The following is a 14,206-nucleotide window of genomic DNA, read 5'->3' on the forward strand; positions in this document are numbered from 1 at the left end:
GGTTCCCGCCTCGGCCCGATCCGTGGCAGACCCCGCGCGCCTGCCCCCTCTTTCCGGGTTTCCTCCCATGTCCGACCCCTCCCCGCCGGCCATCCTGCTCCGCAATCTCGCCCGCGAGTTCCGCGGCCGCGGCACGCCGCTCCGCGCGCTGGACGGCGTCTCGCTGGAGGTCGCGCCGGGTGAGATCTTCGGGATCGTCGGCCGCTCGGGCGCGGGCAAATCCACCCTTCTCCGCTGCGTGAACCTGCTCGAGCGGCCGGACAGCGGCACGGTCTCCGTCCTCGGCCAGGAGATGACGCGGCTGGACGACGCCGCCCTGCGGAGCGCCCGCCGCGGCATCGGCATGGTCTTCCAGCACTTCAACCTTCTCTCCGCCCGGACCGTCGCCGGCAACATCGCCTTCCCGCTGGAGATCGCCGGCGTCCCGCGCGCCGAGCGGGAGGCGCGCGTGGCCGAGCTGCTGCCCCTGGTCGGGCTGGAGGCGCGCCGCGATGCCTATCCGGCCCAGCTCTCGGGCGGGCAGAAGCAGCGCGTCGGCATCGCCCGCGCCCTCGCCTCCCGCCCCCGCATCCTTCTCTGCGACGAGGCCACCAGCGCCCTCGATCCCGAGACGACCGGGGAGATCCTCGCGCTCCTCCGCTCCCTACGGGACCGGCTGGACCTGACGGTGTTGCTGATCACGCATGAGATGGCCGTGGTGAAGGCCATATGCGACCGCGTGGCGGTGATGGAGGCTGGACGCGTAATCGAGCAGGGCCGCGTCTTCGACGTCTTCACCCGGCCCCGGCACCCCACCACGCGGCGCTTCGTGGCGGAAGTGATCGGCCATGTCGTGCCGCCCGGCACCCTCGCCCAGCTTCCGCCGCCGAACCCGGGGGAGGAGCGCCGGCTTCTCCAGGTGCTCTTCGCCGGCCCCTCTTCCACGCGCGCCGTGGTCAGCGAGGCCTCGCGTCGCTTCGGACTGGACCTGAACATCGTCTCTGGCCGGATCGACGCGATCGGGGCCGAGCCCTACGGCCTCATGGCCCTTGCCGCCTACGGCCCGCCCCCCATCGTCGCGGAGGCCACGGCCTGGATGCGCGGCCTTGGCCTCGACGTTTCCGACATCGCCCCCGAGGGGCCCGAGCACGCGCCATGATCCCCTGGCTTCCCCCCGCCCTGACCGATCTCCTGATCGAGGCGACCTGGCAGACGCTGCTGATGACCTTCGGCGGCGCCGTCGTCGCCATCGTCATCGGCCTGCCGCTCGCCCTGCTGCTGCACACTACCGGGCCGGAAGGCCTCTCGCCCAATGGCTGGCTGAACCGGCCGCTCGGCCTGCTGGTGAATGCGGTGCGCTCGACACCCTTCATCATCCTGATGGTCGCGATCGTACCCTTCACGCGCCTCGTCGCCGGCACCTCGATCGGCACCACGGCGGCCCTCGTGCCGCTCTCCCTCGCGGCCACCGCCTTCATCATCCGGCTGTTCGAGAACGCGCTGCGCGAGGTGGACCGCGGCGTGATCGAGGCCGCGCGCGCCATGGGCGCCACCCGCACCCAGATCATGGCCCGCGTGCTGGTGCCGGAAGCCCTGCCGGGCCTGATCGCCGCCATCACCGTCACCCTCGTCGGGCTCGTCGGCTACTCGGCCATGGCGGGTGCCATCGGCGGCGGGGGGCTCGGCGATCTCGGCATCCGCTTCGGCTACCAGCGCTTCATGCCCGAGGTGATGGCAACGGTGGTCGCCATCCTCATCCTCTTCGTCCAGGGGCTGCAATCCCTGGGCGACTGGCTCGTCCGGCGCTTCAGCCGGCGCTGACACACGGAAGACGAACGATGAACACCACCCGTCGCAGCCTGGGCGCCCTGGCGGCGCTCGCCGCCCTCTCCCCGATCGCCGCCATGGCGCAGGATGTGGGCACGGCCCAGCGCCCGCTCCGCATCGGCGTCACCGCCGGGCCCCACGCACAAACCATGGAGAAGGTGCGCGAGATCGCGGCCCGCGACGGGCTGGCGATCCGGATCGTAGAGTTCACCGACTACATCCAGCCCAACGCGGCCCTCGCCGCCGGGGACCTGGACGCCAATTCCTACCAGCACCAGCCCTTCCTGGACGCCGCGGTGCGTGACCGCCGCCTGCCGCTGGTTTCCGTGGCGAAGACCATGATCTTCCCGATGGGCCTCTACTCCCGCCGCCACAAGAAGGCGGAGGAGGTGCCGAATGGTGCCCGCATCGCCGTCCCGAACGACCCGAGCAATGGCGGCCGCGCCCTCGTGCTGCTCGCCAAGGCGGGCCTCTTCACCCTGAAGGCGGGCGCCGATTCCAGCGCCACGGTGGCCGACATCACCGCCAATCCCCGCCGCATCCGCGTGGTCGAGCTGGAAGCCGCCCAGCTTCCGCGCGCGCTGGAGGAGGTGGACCTGGCGGCCATCAACACGAACTACGCCATCAATGCCGGCCTGAACCCCGTGCGCGATTCCATCGCGATCGAGGACAAGGACAGCCCTTACGCCAACGTCATCGCCGTGCAGCAGAAGGACCGGGACGCCCCCTGGGTGCGCCGCCTGCTCGCCGCCTATCAGAACGACGAGGTGAAGAACTTCGTCGAGACGACCTTCCAGGGTTCCGTCGTCCCCGCCTTCTGATCGCAGGAGATCAAGCCGCCATGCTTCGCCGTTCCCTTCTGGTCGCCGCGCCAGGGCTCGTCCTCGCGCGGGGCGCGCTCGCTCAGGGTGCGAATTTCGGCACCGCCTCCCGTCCGCTGCGCGTCGGCGTCACCTCCGGCGTTCATGCTCAGGTGCTTGAGCGCGTGCGCGACGTCCTGGCACGCGACAACTTCGTGGTCCGCATCACCGAGTTCTCGGACTTCATCCAGCCGAACGTCGCCCTGCAGGGCGGCGAGATCGACGCCAACACCTACCAGCATCAGCCCTTCCTCGACGCCCAGAAGGCCCAGCGCGGCTACGACTTCGTGCCCGTCGGCAAGACCGTGCTGACGGCCATGGCCGTGTTCAGCCGCAAGGTGAAGGCGCTGTCGGATCTGCCGAACGGCGCCCGCGTCGCCATTCCTAACGACCCGACCAATGGCGGCCGCGCCCTCGTGCTCCTCGCTGAGGCCGGGCTGTTCAAGCTGCGCGCCGGGGCCGACTTCCGGGCGACGGTCGCCGATATCACCGAGAACCCGAAGCGCATCCGGATCGTGGAGCTGGAGGCCGCCACCATCGCCCGCGCCATCGACGACGTGGACGCGGCGGCCATCACCGGCAACTACGCGGTCCCCGCCGGGCTGATGCCGGGGCGCGATAGCCTGGTGGCCGAATCGGCCGAGGGCGCGCGGACGAATCCCTATACCTGCCTCGTCGTGGTGCGCCGCTCGGATGCCTCGGCGCCCTGGGCGACGAAGCTCGCGGCCGGCTACGCGGACCCGTCGGTCAAGGAGTTCGTGGAGCGGGAGTTCGGCGGCGCCGTCGTCTCGGGCGCCTGAAACGGAAAGGGCCGGGGAGAGATCCCCGGCCCTTCACGCATCGCGGCGATCTCGCCGGACTCAGGCGTCCGGTGAGATGACCATGCAGCTGCCGCGGGCGCGCAGCCGGTCGCAGGCGCTCTGCGCGGCATCGCGCGAGAGGCCGGAGACGCGGGCGCGGTAGAGCGTGTTGCGGCCCTGGGCCACGGGCATGACCGTCGGGCGGCCGTTGCCGGCCCCGTTCCGCGCCTGGCCGGCGGCGTCGCGCGCGAGGTTCTCGCTGGCGAAGGCACCCACCTGGATCGCCCAGCTGCCATTCGCGGCGGGCGCCGGCGCGGCCTGGGCCGCGGGCCCACCGGCACGCATCACGCCCGGCGGCAGGGCGCCGCGCGCCATCGGCGGCGGCAGCGTTCCAGCATGGGCGGGGGCAACAAGGAAGCCGAAGGGCCGCGCGGCCGGACGCTCGGGCGCCGGGTAGCTCGGCCGTGCCTCGGCCGAGGCGACGGCGTAGGAGCGCGGGGCCGGCGCGGTCTCCGGCGGGTCCGGGATCGGGTCCATCCGGGCGACCACCACCGGCGCGGGCTCGCGCGCGTAGGTGGAGCCGTCAGGGATCGGGTCCATCCGAGAGACGACGACCGGCGCGGGCTCCCGCGAATAGGTAGAGCCGTCGGGGATCGGATCCATCCGGATCACGTTCGGGCCGAGCGAGGCGAGCTGCGTCGGGGCCGGCGTCGCGGCCGGCGGCGCGCTGTAGCCATAGGTCGAGCCGTCGGGGATCGGCTCCATGCGGATGACCTGGCCGGCCGGCAGTTGGGCGACCTGAATGCCAGGGTCCGTGTTCCGCCGCTGCTCGCGCAGCGCCAGCATCGTGGCGGGATCGCCCGTGCGGCGCGACGGCGGGTTGAGGGAGATGTCGGCCGCGGCATAGACCTCGTCCGGCGCGCGGCGGTTCGGGTGGACGCCCGCGATGCGCGGCCCGATCCGGGCCACGTAGTTCCGCGTCTCCTCCGGCATCCGCCCGCCGGCCCAGAGATAGTTCTCGAGGCGGCGGGGACCACCATTATAGGCCGCCAGGAAGCCGGGCGAGCCGTAGAGCTGATACATCTCGCGGATATAGGCGGTGCCGGCCATGAGGTTGGCCCAGGGGTGGTAGGGGTCGTCGCCGAGGCCGTACTTGGCGTTCATCTCGGCATAGGTGCCGGGCATGAGCTGCAGCAGGCCCATCGCGCCGACGCGGGAGGTGGCCGTGATGCGGCCGCCGCTCTCCTGGCGCATCACCTCGCGAATCCAGCGCTCCGGCACGTCAAAGCGGGCGGAGGCCTCCTTGATGTAGGGTCCCCAAGGGTCGGAGGAGGAGCCGGGCGGATCGTAGCTCGCCAGGCGATTCGAGGAGGTGCTGCGCATGTTGGTCGTGGGGCCCGCGACGTCCGGCTGGCTCCCGCAGGCGGCCAGCGCCGCCACGACGGACATCGCCGCCAGCGTCCTCGCCCCGCGCACCAGTCTGCGCGAGCGCGCAGCTCGAGCGATCAGGTTCATCCCCTCAACCCCCTGTTCCCTGCCGGCCGGCGAACCGGTCAGTGCGGAAGTCTCCGGCGGCGCGTCCCCACGCACCGCCATCGGCCCCCGCCGGCCGCGATTGATCGTCGCAAGCCAGGGCTAACGGATGCTTGCGGCGGCCGCAAGGAGACTTTGCGGCTCCCAAGCGACTGAATCGCGGTCAAAACCCTGGCAACGCACCCAGGCCCGGTCCGCGCGAGGGTCCAGGGTCTGTTGCCAAGAGGCCACTTGGGAGCAATCTGGCAGGTGTCCCCAACCGGGAAGGCTCCGTCTTCCAAAGGATTCCGAATGGCCCCTCGTCCCTCTGACATGCCCGTTGCACGCATTTTCGGCCTGCGGGCGGGCCTCGTCGTCGCGCTCCTGGCGGGTGGGCTCTCCGCCTGCGCGCCCCAGGACACGGGCGGGGTCTACAACGCGGCCGCCATCGGACGCACCGCCATGGTCTCCTACGGCACCATCGTCGGCACCCGCCCGGTGACGGTGCGCGGCAGCGGCTCTGGCATCGGCACGGCTGCGGGCGCCGTGGCGGGCGGCGTGGCCGGCTCCTTCATCGGCGGCGATCCCCGCTCGAACGTCCTTGGCGGCCTCGGCGGCGCCCTTATCGGCGGGCTCGCGGGCAACGCGATCGGCAGCGGGGTCAGCACGGGCCAGGCGGTCGAGTTCACCGTGCGCGAGGACACCGGCGGCGACTTCCAGGTCGTCCAGACGAACGAGGAAGGGCTGCAGGCCGGCGACCGCGTCGTCATCTCCCGCGGGGACCGCACGCGGATCAGCCGCGCGGCCGGCGGCCCACCCCCGGGTGCGGTCTACCAGCCCACCCCCTATGGGCAGCCCGGCTACGGTGCGCCCATCGGCTACGCCCCGCCCTACAGCGGCGGCCGGAAGTAGCGGCAGCAGGGGCGCGCCGCTGGCCCACCGGGCACGGGCCGGTGTATAGGCGCGCCCCATGCTTGCAGGTCCTCTTACCCGTCCGGAAACCTTCCTCTTCGACGCGGCCGCGCCGCGCCGGGGAGAGATGGCGCTTGCGGACCTGCGGGAGGGCTTCGCCTCCTGGCGCCTCGCCTGGGCGCTGGCCCGCCTCGACCTCCGGAACCGCTACCGCGGCTCCGTGATCGGGCCCTTCTGGATGACCCTCTCCACCCTGCTCATGCTGGTGGGGCTCGGGCTTCTCTACTCCCGCCTGCTCGGGCTCAGCCTCGGCGAGTACCTGCCGCACCTGACCGTCAGCCTCGTCGTCTGGAACGTCATCGCGGGCATGGTGAACGATGCCTGCACGACCATGACGACCGCCGAGGGCGTGATCCGCCAGCTGCGCGTGCCCTTCACGGTGCATGCCCTGCGGAGCGTCTTCCGCAACGGGCTGACCGCGGCGCACAGCCTGCCACTGATCCCGATCGTCTTCCTCGCTTTCGGGCACCTGCCGGGGCCGGAGGGCTTCCTGGCGCTGCCGGGCCTCCTTCTGCTGCTGGCGAATGCCTTCTTCGCCTCCATGCTGCTCGGCATGATCTGCGCACGCTTCCGCGACATCGGGCCGATCGTCGCCAACGTCATGCAGCTTGCCTTCTTCCTCACGCCCATCCTCTGGAAGCCGGAGCTGCTGAAGGACATGGCCGTGTGGCTGCCGCTGAACCCCTTCTACGCGGTGCTGGAGACGCTGCGGGCCCCTCTGGTGGAGGGCCACGGCGGCGGCCTGGCCGTCTGGGCGGCGGCTCTTCTCTACTCCGCAGTCCTCGGGGGCCTTGCCCTCGCCTTCTTCGTCCGCTTCCGCGGCCGCCTGGCCTTCTGGGTCTGATCGCCGTGGTCCGGATCGAAGCCAGCGGCCTGCGGGTCGAGTTCCCGCTCTATCACCTCGGCGCGCGCAGCCTGAAAAAGCGGCTGCTGGCGCGGGCCGCCGCCCGCGTCCGCACCGACGAGTCGAACCGCGTCGTCGTCAGCGCCCTGCGCGACCTCGACTTCCAGATCGCCTCGGGGGAGCGGGTGGCGCTGATCGGCCGCAACGGGGCGGGCAAGACGACCCTCCTCCGTGCGCTCGCCGGCATCTACGAGCCCGTGGGCGGGCGTCTCGTGATCGACGGCTCGGTCGGATCCCTCATCGATCCCGCCGCCGGGATGGATCACGACAGCACGGGCCGCGAGAACGTGCGCCTGCGCGCGCTCTACCGGAACCTCGACGCAGCGGCGCAGTCCGCGCTGGAAGCGGAGGTGGCGGAGTTCGCAGGCCTCGGCGAATTCATGGACGTGCCGATCAAGGGCTATTCCGCCGGCATGTCCATCCGGCTCGCCTTCGCCATCGCCACCGCCATGCAGCCCCAGATCCTGCTGATGGACGAGTGGTTCATGGCGGGCGATGCGGTGTTCATGGAGAAGGCCGAGGCGAGGCTGGCGAGCCTCGTTTCCGGCGCGGACATCCTCGTCATCGCCACCCACGACATGAACGTCGTCCGCCGCTGGTGCACCCGCGCCATCCATCTCGATGCCGGGCGCATCGTGGCGGATGGGCCCGTGGAACCCGTGATCGACGCGATGCTGGCCCAGCACTGAGGGGCGGCATCAGCCCCTCCCCGGCCCGAGCAAGGCAGCCGGGACGCCGCCCACCGTGGCGCCTGGCGGTACGTCCCGCACGACAGCCGAGCCGGCGCCCACCACGGCATCGGCCCCGATGACGATGCCGGGCCGCACCGCCGAGCCCACCCCCACCAGCGCCCGGTCCCCCACCACCACGCCCCCCGCGAGCGCGCTGCCGGGCGCCGCATGCGCGGCCTGGCCGAGCCGGTTGTCATGCTCCACGATCGCCGCGGTGTTGACGATCGCCAGCCGCCCGATCCCGGCATCGGGGCCGATGCAGGCGCGGGCCATCACCACGGCCCCTTCCGCCACCCGTGCACTCGGCGAGAGTTGCGCGGCGGGGTGGACCACCGGCGGCAGCCGAAAGCCGAGAGCGGCAAGGCGGTCACCTAATTCCTGCCGCAGCGGGTTGCTGCCCAGGGCCACCACCGCCTCCGAAGCCCCTTCCGCCCGCAGCCGCTCCAGCAGCTCGTTGCCGCCCAGCACGGGAACGCCGAGGACAAGCGGCGCCGGCGGACGCGGATCGAGGATGCCGAGCGGCGGCGGGAAGCCCGCGGCCCGTAGGGCCTCGATGACCACCTTCGCGTGGCCGCCGCCGCCGATGATCAGCACGCGCGGAGATTCTGGCACGGCGTTTCTCCTGGCGGGATCGCGGCCGATGGGACAACCCTGAGAATGCCCTCTGCTTGCCGGCCACGCCGCACTGCCCTACCCGTGTTTCGGATGGAAGCCCCGCCGCGATGATCCTTTGGCTCGATGTGGAGGACCTCTTCCACTACGCACTCCGGAACCCGCGACCGAGCGGCATCCAGCGGCTCTCCTTCGAGCTCTATGCGGGGCTGCGGGACCACCTCGGCGAGAGGGTGCGGTTCTGCCGCCACGACCCGGTGGGGGATGCTCTCCGGACCGTGCCTTGGGAAGGTGTGCGGCAGCTCTTCGCCGGCATGCTGGAGGCCTCGTCGGATACGGGGAGGAAGGAGCCGGCTTCGCCGCGCCCGCGCGGGGCGGCGCAACCGGCAGGCTTCACGCGCCAGCTTGCCGGACGCCTGCCGCTCGCCGTGCGCGATCCGCTGATGCAGGCCGTGGCTGCCCAGCGGGCCGCCCTGGCCGCGCAAAGGGCAGCGCTGCGGCACGGAGCCCGATCGCTGCGCGCGGCACCGTCGCTCTTCAGCGGCGCCACTTCCGGCCGCGGCGAGGATGGCGTGCCGCAGGGGCAGGATATCCGTGAACTCGCCCGGCCGGGCGACGTGCTCGGCGTGCTCGGCTCCCCCTGGTTCCACAACGATTACGGCGGCTTCCTCTCCCGGACGACGGCGGGCTGCTCCATGCGCACGGCCCTGCTCGTCTACGACCTCATCCCGCTGCTTCGGCCAGAGTGGTGCGATGCGGGGCTGGTCCGGGTCTTCAGCCGCTGGTTCACCGGCTTCGCCCCGAAGGTCGACCACCTCTTCGCCATCTCGGAGGCGACCGCCCGGGATGTGGAGCGATGGTCCGCGCGCGAGGAAGTGCCGCTGAACCTGCCGGTGCGCACCCTGCCCATCGGCAGCGGCTTCAGCGGCCCGCCCGTCGCCGCCGCGACCGCTCTGCCGATGGGCCTGCAACCGGGCGGCTACGCCCTGGTGGTCTCCACCATTGAGGCGCGGAAGAACCATCTCCTCGCCTTCCGCGCTTGGCGCCGGATGGTGGAGGAGATGCCGCCCGAGGCCGTACCCCAACTCGTCTTCGCCGGGCGGATCGGCTGGCTGGTCGAGGACCTGATGCAGCAGATCGAGAATTGCGGCCATCTCGACGGCAAGATCGTCGTGGTGCCCGATCCCACGGACGCGGAGCTGGTGGCGCTCTATCAGGGCTGCCGCTTCACCCTCTTCCCCTCGCTCTACGAGGGATGGGGCCTGCCGGTGACCGAGAGCCTCTCCTTCGGGAAGCTCTGCATCGCGTCCGACCGCACCTCCCTGCCGGAGGCGGGCGGACCCTTCTGCCTCTATGTCGATCCCGAGAACATCACCGGCGCCACGGAGACGATCCGCCGCGCCTGCACCGACGACGCGCTGATCGCGCAGCGCGAGGCCGCCATCCGCGACGACTTCCGCCCCGTTCCCTGGCGCCGCTCGGCCGAGGTGCTGGCGGGGCATCTCGGCCTGGAGCCGGAGGCGGCCCCCTGACGGCTGCTCCGTCGGCAGCGGTGCCGATCGAGCTGAGAACGCGTCGTGGAGTCGATCCCTACTCGCCGGCCGCGACGCGGCTGCGCCAATCCGCCAGCACGGTCTCCAGGGTCTCCTCCCAGGGGATGGTGGGGGACCAGCCAAGGGTCTGGCGGGCCAGGGCCGGATCGCCCTGCACGCTCTCGACATCGGTCGGCCGGAGCCGTGCCGCATCCTGCTCCACGCTCGCCTCCACCCCGGAAAGGCGGAGCAGGGTCTCGAGGATATCGCCGATCCGGCGCGGCTTGCCCGAGCAGATGTTGAGGGCGATGCCCGAGGGCAAAGCTTCAGTATTCGCGAGCGCGGCCACGTAGGCGGAGCAGACGTCCCGCACATCCAGGAAGTCGCGCCAGCGGTCGAGCGCGCCGGTCCGCAGGACGGGCGGCTGCTGCCCGGCCTCGATCCGCGCGATCTGGTGGGCGAAGGCCGCGACCGCGAAGCCGTCCGCCTGGCCCGCCCCGGTATGGGTGAAGGCGCGCAGGCGCACGACGCGAAGGCCCCGCAGCGCCATCTCCCCCATGGCCAGGTCCGCCGCCGCCTTGCTCGCGGCGTAAGGGTTGGCGGGGGCCAGCGGCGTGTCCTCGGCGACCGGCTGGCCCGACTGGAAAGCGAGGCCATAGACCTCGCCCGAGGAGGCCATCAGGAAGGATGCGCGGGGTGCCGCCTGGAGCACCGCCTCCCCCATTGCCACGGTGCCGAGGACGTTGGTGCGCCAGACCGCCAGCGGGTTGCGGAAGGAGGCGCCCACATCGGCATAGGCCGCGAGGTGGAGCACGGCGTCCGGCCGCACGGTCGCCACGGTGTCGGCCAGCGCCGGCGCCTCATCGACATCGAGGATGACCGTCTCGTCCGCACCCGCCACGGGGCCCTCGCTCGCGCGGCGCCTCGCGCCGACGAGCACGGCCTCCGGGAAGGCCTGCCGCAGCGAGACGAGCAGGTGCCGGCCGACGAAGCCACCGGCACCGGTCAGCAGGATGCGGGCGGGACGCCCCGGGCGCCCAGACATGGGCGCTCAGCGCTGCCGAGCGCGGTGACGGGCGAGGTCGGCCTCGACCATCTCCTTGATCATGTCCTCGAGGCTCGTCTCCGGCGTCCAGCCGAGCTTGGCGCGCGCCTTGGACGAATCGCCCAGCAGCACGTCCACCTCGGCGGGGCGCATGAAGGCCGGATCCACCTTCACGAAGGCCTCGTAGTCCAGGCCGACATGGGCGAAGGCGATGCGGCACATGTCCCGCACGGTCACGGTGCGGCCGGTGGCCACGACGTAGTCGTCGGGAGCATCCTGCTGCAGCATCAGCCACATGGCCTTCACGTAGTCCCGCGCATGCCCCCAGTCGCGCTTGGCGTCGAGGTTGCCCATGGGCAGCTCCTTCGCCAGGCCGAGCTTGATGCGGGCCGCCGCGTCCGTGACCTTGCGGGTGACAAACTCGATGCCGCGCAGCGGGCTCTCGTGGTTGAAGAGGATGCCCGAGGAGGCGTGAAGGCCGAAGCTCTCGCGGTAGTTGACGGTCATCCAGTGGCCGTAGAGCTTCGCCACTGCATAGGGCGAGCGCGGGTAGAAGGGCGTCTTCTCGCTCTGGATCGGCTCCTGAATGAGGCCGTACATCTCGGAGGAGGAGGCCTGGTAAAAGCGCGCGCCGGGGGTGACGAGGCGAACCGCCTCCAGGATGTTGCCGGCGCCGAGGGCGGTAACCTGCCCGGTGAGCAGCGGCTGGTTCCAGGAGGTCTTCACAAAGGACTGAGCGCCGAGGTTGTACACCTCGTCCGGCTTCACCTCCTGCAGGATCCGCAGGAGGGAGGAGAGGTCGATCAGGTTGCCGTCCATCATCCGCACCTGCCCGGCAATGCCGAGCCAGCGGAGGCGCTCGTCGATCACGTCACCCGACGAGGAGCGGCGGAGCAGTCCGAAGACCTCGTAGCCCTTCTCGAGCAGGAGTTGCGACAGGTAGGCCCCGTCCTGTCCGGTCACACCGGTGATGAGCGCGCGCGGCATGTTATCCAGTTTCGCTGGTGATCAAGCCGGGTGCCTTTAGCGGCCCTGCCCCGTGCTTGCTAGACCACCCTTTCTCCAAGCTTAATTTCAATAACCCGTCAGTTCCAGCGCCTGCCGGTAATCGGGTGGGGAAAGGCGTATCGGCGGGGGGCGGCGAAGGGCCGGGTCGGCCGCGATGCGGCGCAGGGCGGCTGCGGCCTCGTCGATGTCCGGCTCCGCCCAGCAGGTTGCCGGCATGTCGTAGGTTTCCTGCGGATCGCGCGCGGGGACGAGGTGCCAGCCGATCGCGTGGCAGCCGGGGCCCCTCATGAAATCGGTGTTCCCGGACCATCCGGTCGCGACCACCGGGCGGCCGAGTTCCATCATCTCGGCGATCGCGAAGCCGAAGCCCTCCGCACGGTGCAGGGAGAGCAGCGCGTCGCTGCTGGCCATGAGTGCCCAGAGGTCGTTCCGCGGCAAGGCCGCATCGATGACCCGCACGTTTGGGCGCGCCGCTGCCGCCTCGGCCACCTGCACCCAGCCGCTGCCAGCATTGGAGGTGCCGTGGGTCTTTATCACTAAAATGTGATTGTATGCGTCACCAAAGGCGCGCGCGTGAGCCTCGATCGCGGCCAGCGGGTTCTTACGGGCGAGGGACGATGTGGCATCGAAGACCACGAGTGTGACGAAGGCGCCCTCCGGCAGGCCGAAGTCCTGACGGCGCAGAGCGGAAGGTGTAGGCCGGGGGAGCGGGTAGGGCACGACCCGAACCGGCGGTCCATCCCGACGGCGGCAGGCCGCCGCGACGAATTCTGTGCCGACCCAGATGGCATGGCAGGCGGCGAACCCCCGGTCCCAGTCCCGGGGAACCTGCGGCAGTTCCCAGTTCCATACACCGATGATCCGCTTCCCCGACACCGCCCGCCGACCGAGGGAGAGCAGCGCCCAGGGCAGCATCGGGCCGTTCACATGGACCAGCAGCGTCCCCGGCCCGGCCGGCACAGCCGGCGGCGGTCCGGCCGGGCCCTGGCGCAGGGGGCCGGTCAGGTCCGCCTCCCCCACCTCGAAGCCCTGGTCGCGCAGCCCTGCCGCCAGGCGGCGTGTCGCGGCGCCGAGGCCGGTCGTGGCGCCGAAGTAGCCGGCGACGGTCAGCGGCAGGGAGGGGGGCGGGGCCGGGCGCGCGATCCTTGGCGCGAGGGCGGCGGTAAGGGTGAAAAGCGCCTCCCGCCGCGCCCCTCGCGGCAAGCGCGACCAGACCGATCGTAGAAGGCTCATCCGCGCATCTCCGGCAGGTGCTGCAGCCAGGCGAGCAGCGTGCGGGCCTGCGCATCCCAGTCGGTCAGCACCGCTCCAGCCGAGCGGGCGCCGGCGGAGAGGGCACGACGGCGTGCGGGGTCCAGGATAGCCGACATCGTCTCGGCCAGGGCGGGGGCGGAAGCGTCGCGCGCCACAAGGCCGCTCACCCCGTGCTCGAGCTGCGCCGACAGGCCACCCACCGGCGTCGCCACCACCGGAACACCCATCGCGAGCGCCATCGGCAGGACACCGGACTGGCTGGCCTCGCGATAGGGCAGAACGACCGCGCGCGCCGTGGCGAGGAGCGACGGCAGCTCGCCGTCCGGCACCCAGCGCGGCTCGACCGTTACGCCCGGCAGGGCGGCGAGGCCCGGCGCGCAGCCCTCCACGTCTCCCTCCCCGACAACCCGCAGCGTGACGCCCGGATGGCGCGCTCGGAGGGCGGCGAAGGCGTCTCGAAGGAGATCCAATCCCTTGTAGGCACGCACCCGGCCGAAGAAGAGGAAATCAGTCACCGGCGCCGCCGCCCCCTTGTCGCCGACGGGAAGATGCGCCCCCAGCGGCAGGCGCAGGATCGGCAGGCCGGGGCGACGGGCCGCCACCGCCCGAGCGACGCTTTCCGAAAAGGCGACCGCCCCCGAGGCGGCGTTCAGCTCCTGGCGCAGGCGCCAGTCCCAGGCGAGGGCGGGGTCCCCGGGATGCGGCAGGGCGTCGTGCACGATGCTGACGAAGGGGATCCCCGCACGCGGCAACGCCCCCGCGACGAGCGGCGTCCAGACATGGTTCATGGCGGAGACCACCACCTGGGCCCGCGTGGCGACGGCCTGCGCAACCAGCCGGCGCCGAAGTACCGGTAGCCGGACGAGGCCGAGTGCCGCGCCTGCCGCGCCGCCGAAGGTCGGCACCGCGTCCAGGGAGGCGCCGAGCGAGCGCGCCTCCGGCAGCAGCGCGTTGCGGTCGGCCAGCGACAGGGCGAGTTCCGTTCCCGGGGATCCCGCCAAGCCACGCGCCAGGCAGAGGGTGAACTGGGCTCCCCCGCCGCGACGCCCCCAGTACCAGAGCAGGATTCGCATCAGGCGGGCCCTATCATCGGTCGCCGCACGGCGAAAGCGTCCCGCTGACGGCTTGGCGCGTGCCGATGATTGGTGCATAGCATATCAAGGACTTGGC

The 14,206-nt window shown here is 71.7% G+C and carries 14 protein-coding genes; 8 read left to right on the forward strand and 6 right to left on the reverse strand.

The window, feature by feature from the left end:
• The first annotated feature begins 67 nt into the window (after positions 1-67).
• Genes D9599_RS16485 through D9599_RS16500 form a run of 4 tightly spaced genes read left to right on the forward strand, consistent with a single transcriptional unit; the run spans position 68 to position 3,466 of the window.
• Positions 68-1,138: a methionine ABC transporter ATP-binding protein gene (locus tag D9599_RS16485; protein WP_198382370.1), complete on the forward strand. Its 1,071-nt coding sequence runs from the start codon at positions 68-70 to the stop codon at positions 1,136-1,138.
• Positions 1,135-1,800: a methionine ABC transporter permease gene (locus D9599_RS16490; protein ID WP_043833162.1), complete on the forward strand. Its 666-nt coding sequence runs from the start codon at positions 1,135-1,137 to the stop codon at positions 1,798-1,800. The genes D9599_RS16485 and D9599_RS16490 overlap by 4 nt, the downstream gene beginning before the upstream one ends.
• A 17-nt stretch (positions 1,801-1,817) precedes the next feature.
• A complete protein-coding gene (locus D9599_RS16495) occupies positions 1,818-2,627 on the forward strand; it encodes a MetQ/NlpA family ABC transporter substrate-binding protein (protein WP_198382371.1) in 810 nt (269 codons plus the stop codon).
• Between the two features lie 20 nt (positions 2,628-2,647).
• Positions 2,648-3,466, forward strand: a complete 819-nt coding sequence (locus D9599_RS16500) for a MetQ/NlpA family ABC transporter substrate-binding protein (protein ID WP_198382372.1) — start codon at positions 2,648-2,650, stop codon at positions 3,464-3,466.
• 60 nt (positions 3,467-3,526) lie between these two features.
• Here the strand turns inward: D9599_RS16500 and D9599_RS16505 are convergent, their stop codons facing one another.
• Positions 3,527-4,981 (reverse strand): lytic transglycosylase domain-containing protein, encoded by a 1,455-nt coding sequence (locus tag D9599_RS16505; RefSeq protein ID WP_198382373.1) that lies wholly within the window; start codon positions 4,979-4,981, stop codon positions 3,527-3,529.
• Positions 4,982-5,290: 309 nt separating this feature from the next.
• On the opposite strand from D9599_RS16505, the gene D9599_RS16510 reads away from it, so the two are divergent.
• Genes D9599_RS16510 through D9599_RS16520 form a run of 3 tightly spaced genes read left to right on the forward strand, consistent with a single transcriptional unit; the run spans position 5,291 to position 7,543 of the window.
• Positions 5,291-5,890: a glycine zipper 2TM domain-containing protein gene (locus D9599_RS16510; RefSeq protein WP_232480584.1), complete on the forward strand. Its 600-nt coding sequence runs from the start codon at positions 5,291-5,293 to the stop codon at positions 5,888-5,890.
• 58 nt (positions 5,891-5,948) lie between these two features.
• Complete coding sequence (locus D9599_RS16515; RefSeq protein ID WP_198382374.1) at positions 5,949-6,794, forward strand: ABC transporter permease; 846 nt, start codon at positions 5,949-5,951, stop codon at positions 6,792-6,794.
• Between the two features lie 5 nt (positions 6,795-6,799).
• A complete protein-coding gene (locus D9599_RS16520) occupies positions 6,800-7,543 on the forward strand; it encodes an ABC transporter ATP-binding protein (RefSeq protein WP_198382375.1) in 744 nt (247 codons plus the stop codon).
• Positions 7,544-7,552: 9 nt separating this feature from the next.
• On the opposite strand, the gene D9599_RS16525 is transcribed toward D9599_RS16520, so the two are convergent.
• Entirely contained in the window at positions 7,553-8,197 is a 645-nt protein-coding gene (locus D9599_RS16525) for an acetyltransferase (protein WP_198382376.1), read from the reverse strand.
• A 110-nt stretch (positions 8,198-8,307) separates the two neighbouring features.
• On the opposite strand from D9599_RS16525, the gene D9599_RS16530 reads away from it, so the two are divergent.
• Positions 8,308-9,729 (forward strand): glycosyltransferase family 1 protein, encoded by a 1,422-nt coding sequence (locus tag D9599_RS16530; protein WP_198382377.1) that lies wholly within the window; start codon positions 8,308-8,310, stop codon positions 9,727-9,729.
• 58 nt (positions 9,730-9,787) lie between these two features.
• Here D9599_RS16530 and D9599_RS16535 read toward each other — a convergent pair whose 3' ends face one another.
• The 4 genes from D9599_RS16535 to D9599_RS16550 all read right to left on the reverse strand — a co-directional run bounded on the left by D9599_RS16535 (position 9,788) and on the right by D9599_RS16550 (position 14,109).
• A complete protein-coding gene (locus D9599_RS16535) occupies positions 9,788-10,774 on the reverse strand; it encodes an NAD-dependent epimerase/dehydratase family protein (RefSeq protein ID WP_198382378.1) in 987 nt (328 codons plus the stop codon).
• 6 nt (positions 10,775-10,780) lie between these two features.
• Positions 10,781-11,761 carry a GDP-mannose 4,6-dehydratase gene (gene gmd, locus D9599_RS16540; protein WP_198382379.1) on the reverse strand — a complete coding sequence of 327 codons (981 nt, stop codon included), beginning with the start codon at positions 11,759-11,761 and terminating at the stop codon, positions 10,781-10,783.
• An 87-nt stretch (positions 11,762-11,848) separates the two neighbouring features.
• On the reverse strand, positions 11,849-13,015 hold the full coding sequence (locus D9599_RS16545) for a glycosyltransferase (protein WP_198382380.1): 1,167 nt from the start codon (positions 13,013-13,015) through the stop codon (positions 11,849-11,851).
• Entirely contained in the window at positions 13,012-14,109 is a 1,098-nt protein-coding gene (locus D9599_RS16550) for a glycosyltransferase family 4 protein (protein WP_232480585.1), read from the reverse strand. The genes D9599_RS16545 and D9599_RS16550 overlap by 4 nt, the downstream gene beginning before the upstream one ends.
• Positions 14,110-14,206: the final 97 nt, after the last annotated feature.

It is taken from the genome of Roseomonas sp. KE2513 (assembly GCF_016107305.1).
Taxonomy (GTDB): domain Bacteria; phylum Pseudomonadota; class Alphaproteobacteria; order Acetobacterales; family Acetobacteraceae; genus Roseomonas.

Coding starts and splice junctions, on each gene's coding strand:
- D9599_RS16485 (WP_198382370.1), top strand. CDS start 68: ATGTCCGACCCCTCCCCGCCGGCCATCCTGCTCCGCAATCTCGCCCGC.
- D9599_RS16490 (WP_043833162.1), top strand. CDS start 1,135: ATGATCCCCTGGCTTCCCCCCGCCCTGACCGATCTCCTGATCGAGGCG.
- D9599_RS16495 (WP_198382371.1), top strand. CDS start 1,818: ATGAACACCACCCGTCGCAGCCTGGGCGCCCTGGCGGCGCTCGCCGCC.
- D9599_RS16500 (WP_198382372.1), top strand. CDS start 2,648: ATGCTTCGCCGTTCCCTTCTGGTCGCCGCGCCAGGGCTCGTCCTCGCG.
- D9599_RS16505 (WP_198382373.1), bottom strand. CDS start 4,981: ATGAACCTGATCGCTCGAGCTGCGCGCTCGCGCAGACTGGTGCGCGGG.
- D9599_RS16510 (WP_232480584.1), top strand. CDS start 5,291: ATGGCCCCTCGTCCCTCTGACATGCCCGTTGCACGCATTTTCGGCCTG.
- D9599_RS16515 (WP_198382374.1), top strand. CDS start 5,949: ATGCTTGCAGGTCCTCTTACCCGTCCGGAAACCTTCCTCTTCGACGCG.
- D9599_RS16530 (WP_198382377.1), top strand. CDS start 8,308: ATGATCCTTTGGCTCGATGTGGAGGACCTCTTCCACTACGCACTCCGG.
- D9599_RS16535 (WP_198382378.1), bottom strand. CDS start 10,774: ATGTCTGGGCGCCCGGGGCGTCCCGCCCGCATCCTGCTGACCGGTGCC.
- gmd (WP_198382379.1), bottom strand. CDS start 11,761: ATGCCGCGCGCGCTCATCACCGGTGTGACCGGACAGGACGGGGCCTAC.
- D9599_RS16545 (WP_198382380.1), bottom strand. CDS start 13,015: ATGAGCCTTCTACGATCGGTCTGGTCGCGCTTGCCGCGAGGGGCGCGG.
- D9599_RS16550 (WP_232480585.1), bottom strand. CDS start 14,109: ATGCGAATCCTGCTCTGGTACTGGGGGCGTCGCGGCGGGGGAGCCCAG.